Genomic DNA, 21,505 nt, shown 5'->3' with positions numbered 1-21,505 from the left:
AGGTAGCGAGATTTACTCGCCGGCCGCTTCGCGCGCGGGCTGCTGGCTCTCGCCCTTGCCCTCGAGGTCTTCGCCGGTCTCCTGGTCGACCACCTTCATCGACAGGCGGGTCTTGCCGCGGTCGTCGAAGCCGAGCAGCTTGACCTTGACCTTGTCGCCTTCCTTGACGACGTCGGAGGTCTTCTGCACGCGCGCCGAGGCGAGCTGGCTGATGTGGACAAGGCCGTCCTTGGAGCCGAAGAAGTTCACGAAAGCGCCGAACTCCATCACCTTGACGACGGTGCCGTCATAGATCTGGCCGACTTCCGGATCGGAGGCGATCGACTTGATCCACTTGATCGCGGCCTTCATCGCCTCGCCGTCGCTGGAGGCGACCTTCACGGTGCCGTCATCCTCGATGTTGACCTTGGCGCCGGTCTTCTCGACGATCTCGCGGATCACCTTGCCGCCGGTGCCGATCACTTCGCGGATCTTGTCGGTGGCGATCTTGAAGGTCTCGATGCGCGGCGCGTATTCGCCGAGCTCGGCGCGGGCGTTGGTGAGCGCCTTCGACATCTCGCCGAGGATGTAGATACGCCCATCCTTGGCCTGACCGAGCGCGACCTTCATGATCTCCTCGGTGATGCCCTCGATCTTGATGTCCATCTGGAGCGAGGTGATGCCCTGCTCGGTACCGGCGACCTTGAAGTCCATGTCGCCGAGATGGTCCTCGTCACCGAGGATGTCCGAGAGAACCGCGAAGCGCTTGTCTTCGAGGATCAGGCCCATTGCGATGCCCGCGGTCGGCCGCTTCAACGGCACGCCGGCGTCCATCAGCGCGAGCGAGGCGCCGCAGACCGATGCCATCGACGAGGAGCCGTTGGATTCGGTGATCTCCGACACCACGCGCGTGGTGTAGGGGAATTCGTGGTGCGGCGGCAGCACCGGGTGGATCGCACGCCAGGCGAGCTTGCCGTGGCCGATCTCGCGGCGCTTGGTACCGCCGAGGCGGCCGGTCTCACCGACCGAGTAGGGAGGGAAATTGTAGTGCAGCAGGAACGTCTCTTTGTACGTTCCCGACAGCGCGTCGATGTACTGCTCGTCCTCGCCGGTGCCGAGCGTGGTCACGACCAGCGCCTGGGTCTCGCCGCGGGTGAACAGCGCCGAACCGTGGGCGCGGGGCAGCACGCCGACTTCGGCGACGATGTTGCGCACGGTCTTGGAATCGCGGCCGTCGATGCGCTTGCCGGTGTCGAGAATGTTCCAGCGAACGATCTTGGCTTCGAGCTCCTTGAACACGCCGCCGATGCGCAGCTTGTCGTATTTCGGCTCTTGGCCTTCCGGGAAGTAGTGCGCGATCACCTTTTCCTTGACTTTGCCGACCGCGGCGTAGCGATCCTGCTTGACCGGAATGGCGTAGGCGGCGCGCAGTTCCTGCTCGACCATGCCGAGCATTTCCTTTTCGAGCGCCGAATTGTCGATCGCGGTGACCTCGCGCGGCTCCTTCGCGGCCTTTTCGGCGAGCTCGATGATCGCGTTGATCACCGGCTGGAAGTGGCGGTGACCGAACATCACGGCGCCGAGCATGATCTCTTCGTTCAGCTCCTTGGCTTCCGATTCCACCATCAGCACGGCGTCCGCAGTGCCGGCGACGACGAGGTCGAGCTGAGTGTCGACCATCTCGTCGAGCGTCGGGTTGAGGATGAACTCGTCATTGGCGAAGCCGACGCGCGCGGCGCCGATCGGGCCCTTGAAGGGAGCGCCCGACAGGGTCAGCGCAGCCGATGAGGCCACCAGCGCGACGATATCGGGATCGTTCTCCATATCGTGCGAGAGCACGGTCACGATCACCTGGGTCTCGTTGCGCCAGCCGTCGACGAACAGCGGACGGATCGGACGGTCGATCAGGCGGGAGACCAGCGTTTCCTTCTCGGTCGGACGACCCTCGCGCTTGAAATAGCCACCGGGAATGCGGCCGGCTGCGTAGGTCTTCTCCTGGTAGTCGACGGTCAGCGGCAGGAAGTCGACGCCTTCACGCGGTGACTTCGCGGCAACGACGGTGGCGAGCACCACGGTCTCGCCGTAGGTCGCGACGACGGCGCCGTCGGCCTGGCGGGCGATCTTGCCGGTTTCAAGCTTGAGAGGGCGTCCACCCCAGTCGATCTCGACTGAATGCTTATTGAACATAGAGGTCTTCTTTCATGGGTTCTCGAAAGAAGGACGGGTCGAAAAACAAAAACCATGCGCAAGATTGCGGGACGTTGATCGAAGCGGGCGATCAGCGTCCTGCGATCCTGCCATGGTTTTTGGATTTCGGATGGCGTCCATCCCTTCGGGTCATACGGGCGCCTTGCCCGTTGTGCCCAGCCGCCGGATTGCTGCTGGACTGTCAGTCGGCACGAACGCGAACACCGAAGCGCGGTGTTCGCCCATCATGCCCGGATGCTCGCCGTCAACGGCTCGCATCCGACGCGCACGCAGCCTCGACGAAAAACCTTTAAACAAACGCTTTCGTTCGAAATCACGCGCGAAAACGCGCGCCGGTTGGCGCGCGCAAGAACTCTTAACGACGAATGTTGTGCTTCTCGAGCAGCGCCTTGTAGCGCGCCTCGTCCTTCTTCTTCACATAGTCGAGGAGCGAGCGGCGGGTCGAGACCAGCTTCAAGAGACCGCGACGCGAATGATTGTCCTTCACGTGGGTCTTGAAATGGTTGGTGAGGTTGGCGATGCGTTCCGACAGGATCGCGACCTGAACCTCTGGCGAGCCGGTATCGCCGGCCTTGTTGGCATTCGTCTTGATGACTTCCGCTTTGCGTTCTGCGGCAATCGACATCGTCAATTTCTCTCGTTGCGATCGGCGCTGGCAGTCAGGCCGGTCAGGTTGAACACACGCTTGGGGATGATTTCGCCATTGCCGACTTCGGCAAGCGCGAGAAGCCGGCCTGCCACCGTGACATAGACTGTGCCGCTACAAGTGGGCGCATCCCGTCCGCGCAACAAAACGGCCTGGCCCCGATGGAGCCTTGCCGCATCAGCCCGAGTGACGGCCAGTGCCGGGATGTCGTCCAGCGCGGTCTCAACGGGCATAAGCGCGTCGGCGAGGCTACCCTCGCCGGACGCGGCTCTATCGCACAAAGCCTCCAGCTGATCCAGCGGAATCATGTCGTTCTCGCCAAATGGGCCGACCAGGGTCCGCCGCAGTGCGCAGATATGGCCGTAAGTGCCGAGAATCCGGCCCATATCGCGGGCCAGCGCGCGGACATAGGTGCCCTTGCCGCACTCGGCCTCGAACACGGCCCGGTCGCTATCCGGTTGATCTACAAGGCTTAATCGGTGAATCTCGACCGGACGGGGGGCCAGTTCCACGATCTCGCCGTCGCGGGCGAGGTCGTAGGCGCGCTCACCCTGGACCTTGATCGCGGAATAGCGCGGCGGGATCTGCTGGATCACCCCGGTGAAACGGGGCAGCAGGGCCTCGATGGCCTCCCGGGTCGGGCGCTGGTCCGAGGTTGCGGTCGCACGGCCCTCGATGTCGTCGGTGTCGCGCTCCTCGCCCCAGCATACCGTGAACCGGTAGCGCTTGCGGCCGTCCATGACGAAGGGGACGGTCTTGGTGGCCTCGCCGAGCGCGATCGGCAGGCCGCCGGAGGCCAGCGGATCGAGCGTGCCGGCATGGCCGGCGCGTTTGGCGTTGAACAGGCGCTTGAGCACGGCAACCGCCTGCGTCGAGGTCATGCCGATCGGCTTGTCGAGCACGACCCAGCCGTGGACGTCGCGGCGGTCGCGGCGCGGCTGGTTGCCCTTCTGCTTGTTGGCGCGCGGATCGTTGTTGACGCGGCGCGGCTCCTGAGCCGGCTGAGAATTGCCGCCCATGTCCGCAAAATTATTTTTCTGCACGTCGAGCTGATCGGCCTCTTCGCCGCCGATCGTGCCGTGAGCCGGGTCCATCGTCATCGTTCTTCTTCCCGATCCGAATCCGGATCCTGTTCCAGGTCCTTCTGCACCGCGGGTGTTCGCAAAAGCTTCTCGATCCGTTCCGCTTCGTCGAATCGTTCGTCGACGCGGAAACGAAGGTCAGGTGCAAATTTCAGGTTAACGCGCCGCGCGACCTCGCCGCGCAGGAATTTCTTGTTGCGCTCGAGCGCAGCGAGGACGATCTCGGTGTCGCGGCCACCGAGCGGCATCACATAGACTGTTGCGAGCTTCAGGTCTGGCGACATCCGCACCTCCGGCACGGTGATAATGTGACCTTCGAGGTCAGCATCATGCACGCTGCCTTGCGCCAGAATCTCGGCTATCGCATGGCGAACCTGCTCGCCGACCCGCAACTGACGTTGCGAGCCGCCGGACGCGGAACTCTTCTTCTGATGATGGCGGGGCATAGTCTGAAAATCACCTCGTCATGCCCGCTTTTGGGACACGGGCATTGTCATTTGTCTTGCTGAAACGAAGAGGGGTGGATGGCCGGAAAAAATCCGGCCATCGCACTCCCGCAATTCAGTTCAAAAAAGATCCAGGCGCTTCGGTAAGATTTGGACTTACAGGGAGCGCTGGATCGTCTCCACGCGGTAACACTCGATGACGTCACCGGCGCGCATGTCGTGATAGTTCTCGAAGGCCATGCCGCATTCCTGACCGGACTGGACTTCCTTCACTTCGTCCTTGAAGCGCTTCAGCGTCGACAGCTTGCCTTCGTGCACGACGACGTTGTCGCGGATCAGACGCACGTTGGCGCCACGTTCCACGGTGCCGTCGGTGACGCGGCAGCCGGCGACCTTGCCGACCTTGGAGATGTTGAAGATCTCCAGGATCGCGGCATTGCCGAGCATGGTTTCCCGCAGGGTCGGCGCGAGCAGGCCGCTCATGGCCTTCTTCACGTCGTCCACGAGGTCGTAGATGATGTTGTAGTAACGGATCTCGATGCCGTTGCGCTTGGCGGCCGCAGCGGCCTCCTTGTTCGCACGGACCGAGAAGCCGATGATCGCGGCGTTGAAGCCTTCCGCGAGCGTCACGTCCGATTCCGAGATGCCGCCGACACCGGCATGCAGGATGCGCGCGGCGACTTCATCGGTGCCGAGCTTCTCCAGCGAGCCGAGGATCGCTTCCAGCGAGCCCTGCACGTCGGCCTTGATGATCAGCGGGAATTCCTTGCGGCCCGCCGTCTTCAACTGCGACATCATCTGCTCGAGCGAGCCGCGCATGCCGGAGATCGAGGCAGCCGCGTTCTCGCGCTTCTGGTGCGCGCGGTAGCTGGTGACCTGGCGGGCGCGGGCTTCGTTCTCGACCACGGCGAGACGATCGCCGGCTTCCGGCGGACCGTTGAAGCCGAGCACCTCGACCGGCACCGACGGACCTGCCTCCTGCACCGTCTCGCCCTGATCCGAGATCAGCGCGCGGACGCGGCCCATTTCGGCGCCGGCGACGATGATGTCACCGACACGGAGCGTGCCGCGCTGGACCAGAACGGTCGCGACCGGACCGCGGCCACGATCGAGCTTGGCTTCGATCACGGTGCCTTCGGCCGGACGATCCGAATTGGTCTTGAGGTCGAGGATGTCGGCCTGGAGCGCGATCATCTCGAGCAGCTTGTCGAGATTGGTCTTGTTCTTCGCCGACACTTCGACGTCGACGACTTCGCCGCCGAAGGATTCCACCTGCACCTCGTGCTGGAGCAGCTCGGTGCGCACGCGCTCGGGCTTGGCGTCGGGCTTGTCGATCTTGTTGATGGCAACAATGATCGGCACCCGCGCCGCCTTGGCGTGGTTGATGGCCTCGATCGTCTGCGGCATCACGCCGTCGTCGGCCGCAACCACCAGCACGACGATGTCGGTCACCTTGGCGCCGCGGGCGCGCATCGCGGTGAACGCGGCGTGGCCGGGCGTGTCGATGAAGGTGATCTTCTTGCCGCTTTCGGGCGACAGCACCTGATAGGCGCCGATATGCTGGGTGATGCCGCCGGCTTCGCCGGAGACCACGTTGGCATGGCGGAGCGCGTCAAGCAGCGAGGTCTTGCCGTGGTCGACGTGGCCCATCACCGTCACCACCGGCGAGCGCGGCTCGGTGTCGGTGGAATCGTCGATGGCGTCGAACAGGCCTTCTTCAACGTCGGACGCGGCAACGCGCTTGACGGTGTGACCAAGCTCCTCGGCGATCAGCTGCGCAGTGTCGGCATCGATCACGTCGGTGATCTTGTGGATCGCGCCCTGCTTCATCAGCATGCGGATGATTTCCACCGCGCGCTCCGACATGCGGTTGGCGAGCTCCTGGATGGTGATCGCTTCCGGAATGACCACCTCGCGGATGAGCTTTTCCTTCGGCTCGTTCGCGGCATGGCCCTTCAGGCGCTGGGTGCGGCGGCGGAACGAGGCGATCGAGCGCTCGCGGACGTCGTCGGCATTGAAGGCGGTGACGACCGTCAGGCGGCCGCGCTCCTTCTGCGGGCCGGGCTTGTGGGTGGGCTTGGGAGCGACCACAGGCCGCGCAGCGCCGCCGGGGCCGCGACGGATCTGGCGCGGACCCTCGTCCTCGTCCGGTCCGGCTGCGACAGCAGGGGCGCGGCCCACCGGGCCTCCCGGCCGCTGCGTGGTCGTTCCGGGTCGCGCGGTCGTTGTTCCCGGGCGTGCCGTGGTGGTTGTGCCGGGTCGCGCCATCGGCGCTCCGGGCCGCGCTGCAGGAGCGGCCGAGGTCCCCGTTGCAGGGCGCGCCACAGATTGCGGCTGCTCGCCTTCGCCAAAACGCTTCTTGGCCTCGGTTTCGGCCTTCCGCTTGGCTTCCTCCTCGTGACGGTGACGCTCCTCCTCGGCCTTGCGGCGGGCTTCGGCGGCCTCACGATCAGCACGCTCGGCGCTTTCGCGGACCGCGCGGCGCTGGGCCTCTTCCTCGGCATGGCGGCGCTCTTCGACTTCGCGCACCTTGGCATCGGCCAGCGCGCTGGCGCGGGCGGAACGTTCGTCCTCGGTCAGCGTGCGCAGCACCACGCCGGAGCCGGCGTTGCGCGGCGGCGCGTGGCGTGCCGGGGCAGGCTTGGGCGCGGCGGCCGGCGCGGGCTTCGCCACTTCGGCCACCTGCGGTTCAGGGCTGCCGTCGACACGGCGCTTGCCACGCTTCTCGACCACGACCTGCTTGCTACGGCCATGACTGAAGCTCTGGCGCACGGTGCCCGTTTCGACGCGCGGCTTGAGCGATAGCGTCTTGCTCGGAACGCTCAGCTTCTTGTCGCCAGGGGTCTTGGTATCAACCATTAAGCAGTCCTAATCCTGATCTTGTTGTCTTGTGCGTTGCCGCACCGTGCTATCGGGTGGTCGTTGTCTCTCAGAAATCCTGGCCGGGCTTTTCGGCAGTCCTGTCAGCGTCCGCCATCCGGTATCGGACCAGCATCTGGCTACGTGACAGGAATGACTTGCTCGCCGGGCCCGCGAGCAGGGCAGCATGTATCACATTTGACCGGGTAAGTGCCAAATCCAATTCTGTCGATTTTAGTGCAGTGACGACGGGAATCTCCGGCTTGGCGCCGCGATTTCCCTCATTTTGACGCGCCAGCATGTCCAATTTGCGGATTCCGTCCGCGGCCCCGTCGCTGGCATGGATCAGGACCTCGACCGTACCCTCCCGAAGCGCGCTTTCGACCTTGCCGAAACCGGCGACGATCTGGCGCGCTTTGGCCGCAATCCCAAGGGCTTCGACCACGCTCCGGACCAGGAGCGCCTCGAGGTCGGCGGGAAACGTCTGAGGGATGCGCAGCTCGCGCTTGAAGGCTTTCGTAAAATGGTGACGCCGAACGGCTTCCGCAACCACCTCGCGCGAGGCGGTGACCCACATGCCGCGTCCGGGCAGCTTGCGCTTGAGATCGGGAACTATGTGCCCTTGCGGCGAGACGACGAAGCGGATCAGCTCGTCGATCGGCCGGACCTCGCGGCTGACCGCACACATCCGCACGGTCGCGGACCTTTCGGTCCGCGGTCCATGGTCGAGTTCGGGGTCAGTATCGGCGAGCATCCGGGTGACATCCTCCTTCGCCCTAAGCCGGCTGATCTTCGGTCGCCTCGGCCTCTTCAGCAGGCTTGGCGAGATCGGCCTCGGTGATCCATCCGGCCTTGACGCGGGCCTGCATGATCATCGCTTCAGCATCGTCACGGGAGATCTCCAGGCCATCGAGCGCGCCCGGATATTTGGTCTGCTCGCCGCCTTCCTTGCGCTCGGTCCAGCCGACCAGATCGTCCGTGGCGCAGCCGGCGAGGTCGTCGACCGTCTTGATGTCGTTCTCGCCGAACTTCACCAGCATCTTCGAGGTGACGCCGGGCACGTCCTTCACGGCGTCCTCGACGCCGAGTTCCTTGCGCCTGGCCTCGAGCTCGGCTTCCAGCTGTTCGAGATATTCCCGGGCGCGGTTCTGGAGTTCCTGCGCGGTCTCCTCGTCGAAACCTTCGATGCCGGCGAGTTCCTTGACGTCCACCATCGCGAGTTCCTCGACCGACGTGAAGCCTTCGGACGCCAGCAACTGGCCGACCACTTCGTCGACATTGAGCGATTCCATGAAGACGCGGGTGGAGTTCTCGAAGTCGGCCTGGCGGCGCTCCGATTCCTCCTGCTCGGTCAGGATGTCGATGTCCCAGCCGGTGAGCTGCGAGGCCAGACGCACATTCTGGCCGCGGCGGCCGATCGCCAGCGAGAGCTGGTTGTTGGTGTCGGGCACGACGACCTCGATGCGCTCGCGGTCTTCGTCGATGACGACCTTGGAGACTTCGGCCGGCGCCAGCGCGTTGACCACGAAGGTCGCGATGTCGGGCGACCAGGGGATGATGTCGATCTTCTCGCCCTGCAATTCGTTCACCACCGCCTGCACGCGCGAACCGCGCATACCGACGCAGGCGCCGACCGGATCGACCGAGGAATCACGAGAAATCACGCCGATTTTTGCGCGCGAGCCGGGATCGCGGGCGACCGCCTTGATCTCGACGATGCCGTCATAGATCTCGGGCACTTCCTGCGCGAACAGCTTTGCCATGAACTGCGGATGGGTGCGGGAGAGGAAGATCTGCGGCCCGCGGGTCTCGCGGCGGACATCGAAGATGTAGGCGCGGACGCGGTCGCCGTTGCGGAACACTTCGCGCGGCAGCATCTCGTCGCGGCGGATGATGGCCTCGCCGCGGCCGAGATCGACGATCACACTGCCATATTCGACGCGCTTGACGACGCCGTTGACGATGTCGCCGATGCGGTCCTTGAATTCCATATATTGCCGGTCGCGCTCGGCTTCGCGCACCTTTTGCACGATCACCTGCTTGGCGGATTGCGCGGCGATGCGGCCATATTCCAGCGGCGGCAGGGTGTCGGCGATGGTGTCGCCGACCTGGGCACCGGGATTGGCGCGCTGCGCATCCACCAGCGAAATCTGGTTGGAATGGTTTTCGACCGTCTCGACCACCAGCATGTGGCGCGACAGCCGCAGCTCGCCCTTCTTCGGGTCGATCTCGGCGTGAACGTCGGTCTCGCTGCCGTAGCGGGCCCGCGCCGCCTTGGCGATGGCATCCTCCATCGCCGCGATGACGATGCCGCGGTCGATCGATTTCTCGCGCGCAACGGCGTCGGCGATCTGAAGCAATTCAAGTCGATTGGCGCTGACTGCCATGGCTAGTCTCCTTCGTCAGGATCGATTTCGCCCCGTCGCGCGCGTTCGGCGGCCAGGCGATGTTTCTTGGTATTGGTCGGAGCCGGCTTCTTCGTCGCGGCCGGCGTCGGTTTCTTAGTCGGCTTGGTGTTCTTGGTCGTTTTTTCGCTGATGCTGGCGTGCGGCGCCGCCGGCGGCTCGAGGCCGAGATTGCGGCGCATTTCGCGGGCCTGGGCCTTGCCGCGGCGCATGGATTCCGCGATCAGCTCGTCCGTCAGCACCAGCCGTGCCTCGGCGATGTCTTCCATCGTCAGGAGAACGTCGGCAGCCTCGCCCGCCTTGATGTCGTCGCGATGCAGATGCACGCGGTCGCCTTCGACGGGGCCGATCGTGCCGCGGAACCGCTTCCGCCCCTCATGGGCGACAGCCATTTCGACCTTCACCAGATGGCCGGCATAACGCTCGAAATCGGAGCGGCGCACCAGCGGGCGGTCGATCCCCGGTGAGGAGATTTCCAGCCGATAGGCGCGATCGACGGGATCGGCGACGTCGAGCACGGGCGACAGTGCCCGCGAGATCGCCTCGCAATCCTCGATCTGCATGGAGCCGTCCGGCCGCTCTGCCATAACCTGCACGGTGCAGCCGGATTCCCCGGAAATGCGGATCCGCACCAGGCGGTAGCCCATGCCTTCGAGCACCGGCCCCGCGACCGCGGACACCCGCGCCGCGACGCCCGGCTCGACCACGAGCCTCGGCTCGGCCAGCAATTCGGCATCCGTGGAACCAGGGTTCGGTTCGGTCATGTCAGAGGTCAAGGCGCTCGGTATGGTTAAGGCTTGGTTAAGCTTTCAAGCCCGCTTCGGAACTCTCCCGACAGATCGGCGGGCCGCACATCTTCCACCAGGCCGCGTTCAGGTAATAAAAAAGAGCGGGTCCTTTCGGGCCCACTCTCACTACGCGGATCGTATGAGAAGATGAATTGCCGGTGATATAGCCCTTTCCGCCCTCTCGGACAAGGCCCATTGCACGGCGCGCGAGGCTTTTTGCGCCCGCTGTGCGGCCCGCTGGCGCAACGCTTCCTTCACCTCCAAGGCCTAGATTCCCTGATTGTGGGGCGGCTTGGACCAGGGCGTACCCGCGGCGTGCCCCCTACGAGTTTGCGTTTTCATGACCGTTGCCACGTCGCTCATTCCCGGACTGGACGATATCGTCAAACGCGGCGACCCGCGGCGTCGCGGCGAGATCGCGCATGCCATTTCCCAATTGTTCTTTCAGGACGCCGAGAACCTCCGTCCCGATGTCATCGATCTCTTCGACAATCTGCTGATCGATCTCGTCCCGCATGCCGAGCTCGCCTCGCGCGTCGATCTCGCCGAACGCTTCTCGCGCCTGAACAACGCGCCGCGGCGTCTCGTGAGCGAGCTCGCGCGCGAAAACGAAATCGCGGTGGCGGGCCCCGTGCTGCGCCATTCGCCCGTGCTCGACGACGCCGCTCTCGTCGAAATCGCGCGACTGAAGGGCCAGGGACATCTGCTGGCGATGAGCGAACGCCCCACGCTGTCGGCTGTCATCACCGACGTGCTGGTCGAGCGCGGCGATCGCGACGTGGTGCGCCGCGCCGCGGGCAATGCCGGCGCGGTGTTCTCGCTTGGCAGCTATTCGGAGCTGATCAAGCGTGCCGCGCAGGATGGCGTGCTGACGCTCAGGATCGGCCAGCGCAGCGATCTTTCGGGTGAGAACCTGAAACAGCTTCTCGACGGTACGCTCGACGTCATCCGCCGTCGCCTCTCGAGCGTGGTCAATCCCGTGCGCCAGGTCGAGATCACGCGCGCCATGGCGGCCATCGAGGAAGCCACGCTGCCGCCGGGCCCGCGTCGCGATTTCTCGGGAGCGCAACGTACGGTGCTGGCCTTGCATCGCGGGGGCCATCTTGGCGAGAGCGCGCTGTTTGGCTTCGCGAAGGCCTACAAATACGAGGAGGCGATCGCTTCGCTCTCGGCGATGTCCGGAGTCCGCCTCTCGGTCCTCGACCGCCTGATCACGGGTGACCGCTACGATCCAATTCTGGTGCTGGGGCGTGTGCTGAATGTCAGCTGGCCGACGGTGCGGGCGCTGATCCTGATGTGGTACGGCCCGAATCGCACGCCAGCCGATGCCGATCTTGAGCAGGCGCGCGCGAATTTCACGCGCTTGATGCCGACGACCGCCGAGCGCGTCGTGAATTTCTGGCGCAACCGGCAGACGATCTAGACCCGCCTGAATCGCAGATACGCCGCCTTGCGCCCCTCGCGAGTGGCCTTTCGGCCGTAGCGCGTCATCGTGTATCCGGCCCACGGCAGGCGAAAATCATCGGCGCGCTCCGCGAGCCAGACAAAGTCCTGCGAGCGCGACAGATGCGACAGCGTCCAGGCGCAGTAATCGTCGATGTCGCAGACGAAACGAAATTCGCCGCCGGCTTTCAACACGCGCGCCATCGCGGCGATGGTCCGGTCCTGGACGAAGCGCCGCTTCCAGTGCCGCCGTTTCGGCCAGGGATCGGGATGGATCAGGTCAATCCGCGACAGCGAAGCTTCCGGCAGCCAGGCCAGGAGCTCGGCGGCATCGCCTGCGAACAGGCGGATGTTGCCGATCTCGGCGGCCTCGATCTGCGCGAGGATCTTCGCCATGCCGTTGACGTAAGGCTCGCAGCCAATGAAGCCGGTTGTGGCGAAGGTCTGCGCTTCCGCCGCAAGATGCTCGCCGCCGCCGAAGCCGATCTCGAGCCGCAAATCGTCGGCTGCGGGGGCGAAGATCTCGCGGGCATCCGCCGGTGCTGCGCGGTCGATGGCGAGCGCAAGACGCGGCAGCAGATGATCGATCAGCTCGGCTTGGTGCTGCCTGAGCTTGTGGCCCTTGCGGCGTCCGAAGAAGGCGCGCTCGCTGTCCTCGCGATCCGGATCTGATTTGCGCTCACTCATCGTAGCGTCTGGTAGAGGCGGTGGAGCAGCCGCGCGCGCGGTGCGAGCGACGAGACATAGAGCTGCTCATAATGGGTGTGCGCGCCCTTGCCGTCGACGCCGAGCCCGTCGAGCGTCGCGGTGTGGGCGGCGGTGAAATTGCCGTCCGAGCCGCCGCCGGTGTGAACGTCCACCAGATCGAAGCCGATCTCCGTGGCAACCGTCTTTGCATGTTCGTACAGCGAAGCGCCTGCATTGCTCTTCTCGTAAGGCGGACGATTGAGCCCGCCCGTGACCTTGACGGTGACGCCATCTGTCTTCGATGTCAAAGCGAGGATCTTGCCGACGAATTCATCCGCGTCCTTGAAGCTCGGCACGCGCAGATCGATTTCAGCATAGGCTTCTTCCGGGGTCACGTTGGGCCGCGTGCCGCCGCGCACCACGCCGACATTGACGGTGACGCCGCGCGCCAGATCGTTCATCGCCTCCAGCGCCAGGATGACGTTGGCAAGCTCGCGGATCGCGCTGCGGCCATCCTGGGGCCGCGTGCCGGCATGCGCGGGCACGCCCTTGATGAACACTTCGAATCGCCCGACGCCCTTGCGACCGGTGACGATCTTGCCGCCCTCGCGCGCCGGCTCCGTCACCAGCACGTACTTCGCCTTGCGCCCTTCGGTCTCGATGAGTGCGCGAGAGGTGGGGCTGCCGATCTCCTCGTCCGAAGTGAACAGATGGGTGATGCCGAGCGGCCGGCGATCGGCCGTGGCGCAAAGCGCGCGAAAGGCGTGGTGGGCGATGTAGGCGCCGCCCTTCATGTCGTAGATGCCGGGACCGAACGCGCTGTCGCCTTCGACCTTGAACGGCAGGCGCTCGATGAATCCCATGGGGTGAACGGTATCGAGGTGGCTCAGCACCAGGATGCCCGGCCGGTCCTGGCCCCAGGTCGAGCGCGCCACGAGATGATCGCCGCAACCATCGACACCGGCGATGCGCTCGAGCGTAACAGGGAGATCGCGGTATTGCTCCGCGACCATCGAGACGAGCTTGTTGACCTGTTCAGGCGTGTCCGTTGGCGTCTCGACCTCCACCCAGCGGCGGATGCCATCGAGAATAGTTTGAGAATCGAACCAATTGGAGCTGGCCATGGGCGCATCTGTGCCTTTGAATCGCATCATCAAGGAGGACGCGCATCAAAGCGCGCCACAAATGACGACATAGGCCAGATTTGACGCAGTCTCAAATCGGATTGAGATGGCGCGTCAGCGCTTGTCGGGGCCTTCGCGGGCCGCAATCTGCTCGACGAGATCGACGATCGAGCGGCGCATCTTCGAATCGGTGATTCGGGTGAACGCCTTGGTCAAAGCGAGTCCTTCGGAAGTCGCGAGGAAATCCGAGACGTAAGACGGCGATGCGCCTTCTGCGAAGCCGTCCGGCCCCGCCACGCCGCTCGGACCGCCCTCGAACAGGAAGGACACCGGCACCTGGAGAATTTCGGCAATTTGCTGGATGCGGCTCGCGCCGACCCGGTTTGTGCCCTTCTCGTATTTCTGAACTTGTTGGAAAGTCAGGCCCAAAGCTTCACCGAGCTTTTCCTGGCTCATGCCCAACATGATGCGGCGCATCCGCACGCGACTGCCGACATATTTGTCAACAGGGTTGGGCGCTTTCGACATTTCCTCAGCCCTCCAAACATCACCTTCGGCGCAATCAGGAATGCCTGAGGTGTAAGCAACGTCAAAATCAGACCCTGTTATTGGGAAACATTGCGGAGAAATTTAGCAATACCCACTGTCTTTTGCAGCCGGTGCAGAATGAGGAGGCCGCGTGCAGTCTGTCAACCGTGGGACTACGGTTGTCAAAAGCTATCGGCCGCGGCTGCGTGATCAGGGATGCCGTTTGGCAACACGTCGGCGGATAGCCAGAAACACGGCGAGCGCGACAAACATGGCCGCGGGTACATCGCCCACGCGCGCATAGATGGTCGGCGGGATCGCGGCGGGCAGATTTGCATCCAAAATGCCTTCGATCCCGAGACCGAGGCTGGCGACGATGCGTCCCACCGGATCGATCACTGCGGAAACGCCGGTATTGGCGGAGCGAACCAGCGGCAATCCGAGCTCGATCGCGCGCATCCGCGCCTGTTCGAGGTGTTGGTAGGGGCCGGTCGAGATTCCGAACCAGCCGTCATTGGTGAGATTCACGATCCAGCCCGGACGTTCATTGCGTCCAGCCACCTCGCCGGGAAAGATTGCTTCGTAACAGATCAGCGGCAGCGCGGACGGCGCGCCGGGGACCGGCAGCGCATGCCGCACGGTGCCGGCAATGAAGCCGCCGCGCACACGCGTGAGTTGCTCGAAACCGAGCTTCTCCATCAGACCCTGGTAGGGAAGAAACTCGCCGAACGGCACCAAATGCAGCTTGTCGTACATAGAGAGCACGCTGCCGTCGTGGTCGATCACGTAGATCGAATTGTAGGCGCGTGTGATCGGCGTGCCCCGCGGCAGGTCGGGCGCGCGGACCGAGCCCGTGATCAGCACCGTGCCCTTGGGCAGAAGCTCCGCGATTTGCGCCATCGCATCGGCTTCGCGAGTCAGGAAGAACGGAAAGGCGGATTCCGGCCAGATCAGGATGGTGGCATCGCGCACGCCGGTCGATTGCGGTCCGGAGGCGCGGTCCGACAAGGCCAGATATTTCTTCATCACCTCCGCCTTGGCGGCGTAGTTGAATTTCGCGTCCTGCTGGAGATCCGGCTGCATCAGGCGCAATTTGGTGCCGGCGACCATCGTGGTCGGATGCAGCGACAGGCGGATCGCGCCGAAGATACTCATGACCAGCAGGACTGCCACGGCTGCGGCCGGCGCGCGCCACGCCAGGCGGCGATCGGGCGTGCGGTCGATCAGCGCCGCGGGGCTTGCGAAGATCGCAACCGTCAGGAACGTCATGCCCCACAGGCCGATCAGCGACGCCGTTTGTGCCAGCGGCAGCGGCTCGGACAGCGCATAGCCGAACGCGTTCCAGGGAAAGCCGGTCAGCGCATGACCCCGCAGCCATTCCGTGATGGTGAGGCTTGCCGCGAGCGCAAGCACGCGCGTCGCGTTCTTGGTCCAGAGCAGGCGGGCGAGCGCAAAGCCCATTGCCGTGAAGATCGACAGATAGGCCGGCAGGCCCAGCACGGCGAACGGCGTCAGCCAGGCGAATACATCGGCGTCGACGAAGAAGGCGTAGCCGATCCAGTAGAGGCCGGGCACGAAATAGCCGAGGCCGAACCAGTAGCCGGTCAGCGCCGCGGCGGGGACGCCGCGATATCGTCCGGCGCCGGCGCCGTCGATCAGCCAGACCAACACCGGGAAGGTGACGAATAGCACCGGGAATACATTGAACGGCGCCAGTGCGAGCACCGAGAGCGCGCCGGCAGCCATTGCGACGAGCGCGCGCTTCCATCCCCAGGTCAGGATGATGGCAAGCGCGATCTGGCGAAATCGCTGGAAAGGGCTCACTGCGGACCGGTCCCGTCGCTCGGCGGCGGGGTGGGCGTGTCGCTGGCCGCCGGCTGGCTGCCATCCGGCGCAGCCTCGCGGCGCCGGCTCTCGCGCTGGGTGCGCGGCGCGGGGCGCTCCTTTCGCGTCGAGATCCGCAGTCGCTTGACCCGGCGCGGATCGGCATCGAGCACCTCGATCTCGTAATGGCCGGGACCCGAGATCACCTCGCCGCGCACCGGCAGGCGCCCGACGAAGCTGACGAGATAGCCGCCCAGCGTCTCCACTTCCTCGCCGGCCTCGCCGGTGACGAAGTCCTCGCCGATCACGGTGCGGACGTCGTCGAGGCTGGCGCGGGCGTCGGCGATGAAGGCGTTGTCGGGCAGCCGCACGATCGAGGGTGGCTCGTCGCTGTCATGCTCGTCGTCGATCTCGCCGACGATCTGCTCGACGATGTCCTCGAGCGAGACCAGGCCATCACTGCCGCCATATTCGTCGACCACCAGCGCCAGATGGATGCGGGTGGCCTGCATCTGCGCGAGCAGGTCGATCGCCCGCATCGACGGCGGCACGTAGAGCAGCTTGCGGATGATGCGCGCTTCCTCGAGCGGCAGCGCGAGATCGACCGTACGCAGATCGAGCCCGGCCGGCAGAGGTTTCTTGCGCTTGGTTTTCGTGACCCCCGACACGCGCGCACGCGCGGTCATGAAGGCGAGCAGATCGCGGATATGGACGATGCCGACGGGATCGTCGAGCGTCTCGTTGTAGACCACGAGGCGCGAATGGCCGGCGCTCTCGAAACGGTCCATCAACTCGCCGAGCGGGATGTCGCGCTTGACCGCGACGATGTCGGCGCGATGCACCATGACGTCGGCGATGCGACGCTCGTGCAGGCCGAGGATGTTGCGCAGCATGGTGCGCTCGACCGTCGAGAAGCCGGTGTCGTCGGGCGTCGTCGCGTCGAGCACGACCTGGAGGTCGTCGCGCACCGAACCCGCCTTCCAGCCGAACAGGCTGCGAATGGCACGCAGCAGCCAGCCCTCCGCGGTCGGGCGCATCACCTCGCCGGAGGTCACCACGACCGGTAAATTGGCCGTGTTGCGCGGATTGTCGTGAGTCGGGTCCGAATCCGGCATCTCAATGCGTCCCTGGGCGGTCGGCATAGGGGTCGGGAATGCCGAGATGAGCCAGGATCTCTCGTTCGAGCGCTTCCATTTCCTCGGCGTCGTCTTCGTTTTCGTGGTCGTAGCCGACCAGATGCAGGAAACCGTGCACGGCGAGATGGCTCAAATGATGATCGAACGGCTTTTGTTCCTCGTCCGCCTCACGGCGCGTGGTCTCGTAGGCGATCGCGATGTCGCCCAGCATGCGCGGCGCATCGCCAGGCTTCCAGTCGCCTTCCGGCTGCAGCGCGGGAAACGACAGCACGTTGGTCGGCTTGTCGATGCCGCGCCAGTTGCTGTTCAGGGTGCGGATGCCGGCATCATCGGTCAGCATCACCGCCACTTCCGCCTCCGCAACGTCTTCGTCGACATTCTCGGCGGCGGCCGCCACGGCGCGCTGGATCACGGCTTCGGATTCGGGCTCCCGCTGCCAGCAATCGGCGACGACGAGGACCTCGGTGATGGGAAGGTTGGGGTGTGACATTGTCCTTGTTCCGAACGAAGGGGCGCCGTGTCCGCGCCCATATGGTCCGGTTGCTGTCTCGTCAGGATTTACCGGCGGCCGGCCGCTGCGGCGACCCTTCGTAGGCGGAGACGATCCGCGCCACGAGCTCGTGGCGGATCACGTCTTCGGCCTTGAAATGAACTTGCGCAATGCCTTCGACGCCGCTCAGCAGGCGCGTCGCCTCGGCGAGGCCCGAGGTCTGGCCGTTCGGCAAGTCGATCTGCGAGGGATCGCCGGTGACGATCATGCGGCTGTTCTCGCCAAGGCGGGTCAAGAACATCTTCATCTGCATGGACGTGGTGTTTTGCGCCTCGTCCAGGATGATGGCCGCGTTGGTCAGCGTGCGACCGCGCATGAAGGCGAGTGGCGCGATCTCGATCTCGCCGGTCTGCAGCGCGCGCTCGACAATGCGCGCGTCCATCAGGTCATAGAGCGCGTCGTAGATAGGGCGGAGATAAGGATCGACCTTCTCGCGGAGATCGCCGGGCAAAAAGCCGAGCCGCTCGCCGGCTTCCACCGCCGGGCGCGACAGGATGATCTTGTCGACTTCCTTGCGCTCGAATAGCTGCGCGGCATGCGCGACCGCGAGCCAGGTCTTGCCGGTGCCGGCGGGGCCGATGCCGAACACCAGCTCGTGGCGCTTCAGCGCGCGGATGTAGGAATCCTGCGCCGCCGTGCGCGCACGCACCGGGCGCTTGCGCAGATTGATGCTGTCGAAGCTGGATTTGGCCGACTTGGCATCGAACTCGAACAGCGAGCCCTGCGCGATCACGGCTCGGATCGCGCCCTCGACCTCGCCCTGGTCGAGATCCTGTCCCTTCACGGCCTGGGCGTAGAGCGTCTCCAGCACCCGGCGCGCGGCATCGCAGCCGTCGCGCGAGCCGCCAATCGTGATGTGGTTGCCCTTGGAATCGACGACGACGCCGAGCCGCCGTTCGATCTGTGCCAGATGCTGGCCGTAAGGACCGACCAGCGCCGACGCGGCGCGGTTGTCGTCGAAATCGATGACGACCTGGGTCTCGGGCGGAACCTGCATGTCGCGGTCAAATTTGCGGCTGGGAGCGATGGAAGAAGACGAATCCGATGCGCTTTTTGGCAAGGGTTCAGGCTCCAGTGGCGATGGGCGATAAAGCGGGCACGCGCGCCATGGCGAGCTCGCCGAGGAAGCTGTAGCGTTCGAGACTGTCGATCCGGACCGGCAGGATCTGTCCGATGATGTCGGGGGAGGCCATCACATGCGCGGGCTGGAGGAAGGCGGTGCGGCCGACGATCTGGCCGTCCTTGCGGGCCGGGCGCTCGAACAGCACATCGACCGTTGAGCCAATCGCAGCCTTGTTGAAGGCCGATTGCTGGCTGTCGATCAGTTCCTGGAGCCGCTCCAATCGCTGGTCCATCTCGGAGGGGGACACCGTCTCCTGCATGTCCGCGGCCGGCGTTCCCGGCCGGGCGGAGTATTTGAACGAATATGCCGCAGCGTAGCCGATTTGCGTGACAAGCGCGAGGGTCGCGAGAAAATCTTGCTCGCTCTCGCCGGGGAAGCCGACGATAAAATCTGATGAGAAAGCAATGTCTTGGCGTGCGGACCGGAAACGGTCGACGACACGCCGATAATCATCGGCGGTATGTTTCCGGTTCATGGCAGCCAGAATCCGGTCCGAGCCCGACTGCACCGGCAGGTGCACGAACGGCATCAAGGCATCGAGATCGCGATGGGCTGCAATCAGACTGTCATCGACATCGCGCGGATGGCTGGTCGAATAACGCAGCCGCGCGACGCCCGGGAGCGCCGCGAGGTGCTCCAGCAGCCTGCCGAGCGGCCAGCTTTTTCCGTCCGGTCCCTCGCCGTGATAGGCGTTGACGTTCTGTCCGATCAGCGTGAGCTCGCGCACGCCGTTCTCGGTGAGCCGCTTCACGTCGTCGACGATCTTTGTCACCGGCCGCGAGACTTCCGAGCCACGCGTGTAAGGCACGACGCAGAAGGTGCAGAACTTGTCGCAGCCTTCCTGCACCGTGACGAAAGCGGAAATGCCGCGGGCGCGGATCGCGCCGGGCTTGGGTTGGGCCAGGAAGCCGAACTTGTCCTGAGCCGGGAATTCGGTCTCGATGGCGCGGCCTTCATTGCCGGCGCGCTTCAACAGCTGCGGCAAATGATGATAGCTCTGCGGTCCCACCACGACGTCGACCGCGGGTGCACGGCGCACGATCTCCTCGCCCTCGGCCTGTGCCACGCAGCCTGCGACCGCGATCTGCATGGTACGCCCGTCGCGCGCGGCGGCGTCCTTGGCGACGCGCAGGCGGCCGAGCTCCGAATAGACCTTTTCCGAGGCCTTCTCGCGGATATGGCAGGTGTTGAGGATGACGAGGTCGGCGTCATCAGCGCTGGCCGTCTCCACGAATCCTTCCGGGGCCAGCGTGTCCACCATGCGCTGGGCATCGTAGACGTTCATCTGGCAGCCATATGATTTGATGTGCAGCTTGCGCGGCGGCGTCATGGAATCCGGAATTGAGGTGGAGGACCGCCCTCAGATATAGGCTGGGGAGGCGAAAATCCAGCGATTGGCGCCCTTTGGGCTGTCATTCCGGGGCGAGCGCTGGCGGGAAGTGCGGAATCCCGCCAAAACCTCGGGATTCCGGGCGTGTGCGTGTCCCGGCAGCCGCCAGCTGCACTCAGAAAATACCCTGAATCAGCCCGCCAGGGTGTCCGCCGCGACCCGCCGGACCAGCTCCGGCAATTGCCGCATATCGTCGAACGTCAATCCGGCCCCGGCGGCCCGGAGCCTTTCAGCGTGGCCCGGCGGGCAATGGCTGCCACCGTGAAAGCCCAGCACGGTCATCCCGGCGGCATGCGCGCCGGTCACCCCGGGGACGCTGTCCTCGATCACGAGGCACCGCTCCGGCGCGACTTTCATCTGCGCGGCGGCGAACAGAAAAAGATCGGGCGCGGGCTTGCCGCGCGCGACCTGGCTCGCGGAAAAGATGTTCGGCGCAAGCAGATCGTAGAGACCGGCGCAGGTCAGGCCATGATGGATCTTCTCCGGTGTGCCGCTCGACGCAACGCATTTGGGCAAATCGATTGCGCCAATCGCTGCGGCCACATGGGTGATCGGCTGCAAATCGCTGGCATAAAATTGCAGCGTCGCAGCATTCACTTGGCTTTCGAGATCATCGGGAAGATTGCGGCCGATCTCCTGTTCGACCATTCGCCGTGCATCTTTCTCGGATACGCCGAGGAAGCGGACCAGCACCTGCTCCGATGTGATCGGATAGCCGTGCCTCGACAGCACATCTGCATGCGCGCGACAGGAGATCACCTCGCTGTCCACGAGCACGCCGTCGCAATCGAAGATGACGAGATCGATCGCCACTTAACTTGTGGGTTTGTCGTCGTCGAGCGGGACGCAATAGAGTTCGAGCCGATGATCGACCAGCTTGTAGCCGAGCTTGCGGGCGATCTCCGCCTGGAGCTTCTCGATCTCTTCGGAGGTGAACTCGATCACCTTGCCGTCGCGCAGGTTGATGAGGTGGTCGTGATGGCTGTCGCGCATCTGCTCGTAGCGCGCGCGGCCTTCGCGGAAATCATGGCGCTCGATGATGCCCGCATCTTCGAACAGCTTGACGGTCCGATACACGGTCGAGATCGAGATCTTGTCGTCGACCGCGACACAGCGGCGATATAGTTCCTCCACATCGGGATGATCGACCGCCTCCGCGAGCACGCGGGCGATGACACGACGCTGCTCGGTCATGCGCATGCCTGTGGCGGCACAGCGCGCCTCGATGCCGGACGCCTTGGAAGCGGGGGAAGGTTTAAGACCAGTCATGTGATGTCCGCCTGACGG

Annotated in this window: 19 protein-coding genes; 1 reads left to right on the top strand and 18 read right to left on the bottom strand. The window is 64.6% G+C overall.

Features of this window, described 5'->3' with window-relative positions:
- Positions 1–12 precede the first annotated feature (12 nt).
- From pnp to rimP, 8 genes are all read right to left on the bottom strand, one after another.
- On the bottom strand, positions 13–2,166 hold the full coding sequence (gene pnp / locus BcanWU425_RS00260) for a polyribonucleotide nucleotidyltransferase (protein ID WP_018455795.1): 2,154 nt from the start codon (positions 2,164–2,166) through the stop codon (positions 13–15).
- 376 nt (positions 2,167–2,542) lie between these two features.
- Entirely contained in the window at positions 2,543–2,812 is a 270-nt protein-coding gene (gene rpsO, locus BcanWU425_RS00255) for a 30S ribosomal protein S15 (protein ID WP_007598346.1), read from the bottom strand.
- A gap of 2 nt (positions 2,813–2,814) precedes the next feature.
- Positions 2,815–3,933 carry a tRNA pseudouridine(55) synthase TruB gene (gene truB / locus BcanWU425_RS00250; protein ID WP_204513044.1) on the bottom strand — a complete coding sequence of 373 codons (1,119 nt, stop codon included), beginning with the start codon at positions 3,931–3,933 and terminating at the stop codon, positions 2,815–2,817.
- Positions 3,930–4,361, bottom strand: a complete 432-nt coding sequence (rbfA, locus tag BcanWU425_RS00245) for a 30S ribosome-binding factor RbfA (protein WP_027514691.1) — start codon at positions 4,359–4,361, stop codon at positions 3,930–3,932. Before rbfA ends, truB begins: the two co-directional genes overlap by 4 nt.
- A 156-nt stretch (positions 4,362–4,517) precedes the next feature.
- Positions 4,518–7,220: a translation initiation factor IF-2 gene (gene infB, locus BcanWU425_RS00240; protein WP_204513045.1), complete on the bottom strand. Its 2,703-nt coding sequence runs from the start codon at positions 7,218–7,220 to the stop codon at positions 4,518–4,520.
- Between the two features lie 70 nt (positions 7,221–7,290).
- Positions 7,291–7,974 (bottom strand): RNA-binding protein, encoded by a 684-nt coding sequence (locus BcanWU425_RS00235; protein ID WP_018455799.1) that lies wholly within the window; start codon positions 7,972–7,974, stop codon positions 7,291–7,293.
- 22 nt (positions 7,975–7,996) lie between these two features.
- Entirely contained in the window at positions 7,997–9,607 is a 1,611-nt protein-coding gene (gene nusA, locus BcanWU425_RS00230) for a transcription termination factor NusA (RefSeq protein ID WP_007603900.1), read from the bottom strand.
- Between the two features lie 2 nt (positions 9,608–9,609).
- A complete protein-coding gene (gene rimP, locus BcanWU425_RS00225) occupies positions 9,610–10,389 on the bottom strand; it encodes a ribosome maturation factor RimP (protein ID WP_018455800.1) in 780 nt (259 codons plus the stop codon).
- Between the two features lie 364 nt (positions 10,390–10,753).
- Here rimP and BcanWU425_RS00220 point away from each other — a divergent pair, with 364 nt between their 5' ends.
- Complete coding sequence (locus BcanWU425_RS00220; RefSeq protein ID WP_204513047.1) at positions 10,754–11,836, top strand: DUF2336 domain-containing protein; 1,083 nt, start codon at positions 10,754–10,756, stop codon at positions 11,834–11,836.
- Here the strand turns inward: BcanWU425_RS00220 and BcanWU425_RS00215 are convergent.
- From BcanWU425_RS00215 to BcanWU425_RS00170, 10 genes are all read right to left on the bottom strand, one after another.
- Positions 11,833–12,543 carry a tRNA (guanine(46)-N(7))-methyltransferase TrmB gene (locus BcanWU425_RS00215; RefSeq protein WP_085362005.1) on the bottom strand — a complete coding sequence of 237 codons (711 nt, stop codon included), beginning with the start codon at positions 12,541–12,543 and terminating at the stop codon, positions 11,833–11,835. The two genes, BcanWU425_RS00220 and BcanWU425_RS00215, sit on opposite strands and share 4 nt — an antisense overlap.
- The gene (locus BcanWU425_RS00210) at positions 12,540–13,697 is read right to left on the bottom strand and encodes a M20 family metallopeptidase (protein ID WP_026233029.1); all 1,158 of its coding nucleotides are present in this window, start codon (positions 13,695–13,697) and stop codon (positions 12,540–12,542) included. The genes BcanWU425_RS00215 and BcanWU425_RS00210 overlap by 4 nt, the downstream gene beginning before the upstream one ends.
- A gap of 84 nt (positions 13,698–13,781) precedes the next feature.
- Positions 13,782–14,195, bottom strand: coding sequence for a helix-turn-helix domain-containing protein (locus tag BcanWU425_RS00205; RefSeq protein ID WP_007598327.1), 414 nt, complete (start codon positions 14,193–14,195; stop codon positions 13,782–13,784).
- Positions 14,196–14,405: 210 nt separating this feature from the next.
- On the bottom strand, positions 14,406–16,019 hold the full coding sequence (gene lnt / locus BcanWU425_RS00200; protein ID WP_204513048.1) for an apolipoprotein N-acyltransferase: 1,614 nt from the start codon (positions 16,017–16,019) through the stop codon (positions 14,406–14,408).
- Positions 16,016–17,134, bottom strand: coding sequence for a hemolysin family protein (locus tag BcanWU425_RS00195; RefSeq protein ID WP_231189577.1), 1,119 nt, complete (start codon positions 17,132–17,134; stop codon positions 16,016–16,018). The genes lnt and BcanWU425_RS00195 overlap by 4 nt, the downstream gene beginning before the upstream one ends.
- A gap of 1 nt (position 17,135) precedes the next feature.
- Positions 17,136–17,645: an rRNA maturation RNase YbeY gene (gene ybeY / locus BcanWU425_RS00190; RefSeq protein WP_204513050.1), complete on the bottom strand. Its 510-nt coding sequence runs from the start codon at positions 17,643–17,645 to the stop codon at positions 17,136–17,138.
- Between the two features lie 61 nt (positions 17,646–17,706).
- A complete protein-coding gene (locus tag BcanWU425_RS00185; protein ID WP_085385549.1) occupies positions 17,707–18,765 on the bottom strand; it encodes a PhoH family protein in 1,059 nt (352 codons plus the stop codon).
- Positions 18,766–18,769: 4 nt separating this feature from the next.
- The gene (gene miaB, locus BcanWU425_RS00180) at positions 18,770–20,158 is read right to left on the bottom strand and encodes a tRNA (N6-isopentenyl adenosine(37)-C2)-methylthiotransferase MiaB (protein ID WP_085349873.1); all 1,389 of its coding nucleotides are present in this window, start codon (positions 20,156–20,158) and stop codon (positions 18,770–18,772) included.
- A gap of 192 nt (positions 20,159–20,350) precedes the next feature.
- Positions 20,351–21,031, bottom strand: coding sequence for an HAD family hydrolase (locus BcanWU425_RS00175; protein WP_018455809.1), 681 nt, complete (start codon positions 21,029–21,031; stop codon positions 20,351–20,353).
- Positions 21,032–21,487 (bottom strand): Fur family transcriptional regulator, encoded by a 456-nt coding sequence (locus BcanWU425_RS00170; protein ID WP_007598312.1) that lies wholly within the window; start codon positions 21,485–21,487, stop codon positions 21,032–21,034.
- Between the last annotated feature and the right edge of the window lie 18 nt (positions 21,488–21,505).

The sequence above is a fragment of the Bradyrhizobium sp. WU425 genome, from assembly GCF_021052305.1.
In the GTDB taxonomy this organism is placed as follows: Bacteria; Pseudomonadota; Alphaproteobacteria; order Rhizobiales; family Xanthobacteraceae; genus Bradyrhizobium; species Bradyrhizobium canariense_D.
Note: the sequence above shows the minus strand (reverse complement) of the source record. Positions and strands in the feature narration are given on the sequence as shown.

Coding starts and splice junctions, on each gene's coding strand:
- miaB (WP_085349873.1), bottom strand. CDS start 20,158: ATGACGCCGCCGCGCAAGCTGCACATCAAATCATATGGCTGCCAGATG.
- infB (WP_204513045.1), bottom strand. CDS start 7,220: ATGGTTGATACCAAGACCCCTGGCGACAAGAAGCTGAGCGTTCCGAGC.
- BcanWU425_RS00215 (WP_085362005.1), bottom strand. CDS start 12,543: ATGAGTGAGCGCAAATCAGATCCGGATCGCGAGGACAGCGAGCGCGCC.
- rimP (WP_018455800.1), bottom strand. CDS start 10,389: ATGACCGAACCGAACCCTGGTTCCACGGATGCCGAATTGCTGGCCGAG.
- truB (WP_204513044.1), bottom strand. CDS start 3,933: ATGACGATGGACCCGGCTCACGGCACGATCGGCGGCGAAGAGGCCGAT.
- BcanWU425_RS00205 (WP_007598327.1), bottom strand. CDS start 14,195: ATGTCGAAAGCGCCCAACCCTGTTGACAAATATGTCGGCAGTCGCGTG.
- nusA (WP_007603900.1), bottom strand. CDS start 9,607: ATGGCAGTCAGCGCCAATCGACTTGAATTGCTTCAGATCGCCGACGCC.
- BcanWU425_RS00235 (WP_018455799.1), bottom strand. CDS start 7,974: ATGCTCGCCGATACTGACCCCGAACTCGACCATGGACCGCGGACCGAA.
- rbfA (WP_027514691.1), bottom strand. CDS start 4,361: ATGCCCCGCCATCATCAGAAGAAGAGTTCCGCGTCCGGCGGCTCGCAA.
- pnp (WP_018455795.1), bottom strand. CDS start 2,166: ATGTTCAATAAGCATTCAGTCGAGATCGACTGGGGTGGACGCCCTCTC.
- rpsO (WP_007598346.1), bottom strand. CDS start 2,812: ATGTCGATTGCCGCAGAACGCAAAGCGGAAGTCATCAAGACGAATGCC.
- ybeY (WP_204513050.1), bottom strand. CDS start 17,645: ATGTCACACCCCAACCTTCCCATCACCGAGGTCCTCGTCGTCGCCGAT.
- BcanWU425_RS00195 (WP_231189577.1), bottom strand. CDS start 17,134: ATGCCGGATTCGGACCCGACTCACGACAATCCGCGCAACACGGCCAAT.
- BcanWU425_RS00220 (WP_204513047.1), top strand. CDS start 10,754: ATGACCGTTGCCACGTCGCTCATTCCCGGACTGGACGATATCGTCAAA.
- BcanWU425_RS00170 (WP_007598312.1), bottom strand. CDS start 21,487: ATGACTGGTCTTAAACCTTCCCCCGCTTCCAAGGCGTCCGGCATCGAG.
- BcanWU425_RS00210 (WP_026233029.1), bottom strand. CDS start 13,697: ATGATGCGATTCAAAGGCACAGATGCGCCCATGGCCAGCTCCAATTGG.